The sequence below is a fragment of the Oleiphilus sp. HI0125 genome, assembly GCF_001635355.1.
Map to the genome: position 1 here is coordinate 1 of NZ_LWGF01000709.1, position 1532 is coordinate 1532.

Annotated in this window: 2 protein-coding genes; both read right to left on the bottom strand. The window is 47.3% G+C overall.

Annotation, left to right across the window (positions count from 1 at the left end):
• Positions 1-20 precede the first annotated feature (20 nt).
• Positions 21-614, bottom strand: coding sequence for a sugar transferase (locus A3762_RS10315; protein ID WP_068755312.1), 594 nt, complete (start codon positions 612-614; stop codon positions 21-23).
• Positions 611-1532, bottom strand: a 922-nt coding sequence (locus A3762_RS10320) for a glycosyltransferase family 4 protein (RefSeq protein WP_068755314.1), incomplete at its 5' end; no start/stop codon positions are given. The genes A3762_RS10320 and A3762_RS10315, both read right to left, overlap by 4 nt.

Here is a 1532-nt window from a genome sequence, read left to right on the forward strand (position 1 = left end):
ACCGACAACGACCAAACGGCTCATGAGTTAGAACCCTTAAATCGCTCCATCGTCGCCTCACCCTCTTGCGAGACCCCATCGCGCTTAAACACTTTAAAAACCGTCAAAAACAGGATTTTTACATCGAGCCAGAAGGTTTGGTTATCAACATACCAAACATCAAGTTTGAACTTTTCGTCCCAAGAAATCGCATTACGGCCATTCACTTGCGCCCAACCTGTTACGCCAGGGCGCACTTCATGCCGACGTTTCTGTTCATCGCTATAAAGAGGAAGGTATTCCATTAATAATGGACGCGGGCCGACTAAACTCATATCGCCTTTCAATACATTCCAGAGCTCTGGCAATTCATCCAGACTGCTCGAACGCAAAAACTTGCCTAGCTTAGTTAAGCGCTCTGAATCTGGTAGTTGATTTCCATGATTATCTAACGCATCACGCATGGTTCGAAATTTAATCATCTCAAAGGGTTTACCATTTAAACCAGGACGGGGTTGACGAAAGAACACTGGCTGGCCCAAACCTAGCCCCACCAATATAGCTGTTAGCACTATTACTGGCGACAACACCAACAATGCCGTAGCAGAAAGCAGCACATCAAGCAGACGCTTCATACGTTATTGCCCAAGGTATATGCGCCAGTATTATTCTGAAGTGACTTTTCTGCGTATAGTACCCAACGTAGCCATTCATCGGCCAAGTCCTCACGGGCGAAACGCTCTACGGCGAGCTTACGTGCATTCATCCCCATCTGCTTAAGCTGCTCTCGATTATCCCGTACATTGATCAATGACGAAGCAAACGCTTCCGGATCATCAGGGGGAACGGCAAATCCGCACTCGTTCTCAGTAACAAGTTCTGCAACCCAGCCCGGATAGTTATTTAACACTGGTAGACCTGCAGCTAAATAATCAAAAAACTTGTTAGGCGAAGTACCAAAATAAAACGCTTTTACGTTTGCCAGCAACTGCATACCAATATCAGCACTGAGCATCAAACCCGCTAAACGCTGCTTATCGACGGGCGCATGGAATACAACATTGCCTAATCCGAGCTCTTTAACGCGCTCTTGAAGCTTAGGCTTCATTTGGCCTTGACCGATCAACACAATCTTAACCCCCGTCTCTTTTCGGGTTTCGAGTTCTAGGGCTGCGTCAATCACCGCATCCAAGCCATTGGCCTGACCATGGGTGCCGGTAAAAACAGCCATAAGGTCGGTACTATCAACATCCTCTGGACGCCACGCATCAAGCTCCACGTTGAAAATATCGAGGTCACAACCATTAGGAACTAAACAAACATTATCGGCCGCTACACCTCTCCTAGTAATACCTTCAACGATTCCAGGAGAAAGCCCTATGCAGCGATTTGCCGATCGGTAGGAAGCCCATTCAAGAAGATACATCAAAGACAACACAAACGGGTTTTTGATCACCCCCATTTCACGCGGAAGTTCAGGCCATAGGTCACGCACTTCAAAGACAAAGGTTTTGCGACGCAACCAGCGAGCAAAAATTCCTGGGATACCGGCA

Excerpts from the sequence above, each read along its gene's own strand:
- A3762_RS10315 (WP_068755312.1), bottom strand. The coding sequence starts at position 614 with ATGAAGCGTCTGCTTGATGTGCTGCTTTCTGCTACGGCATTGTTGGTG.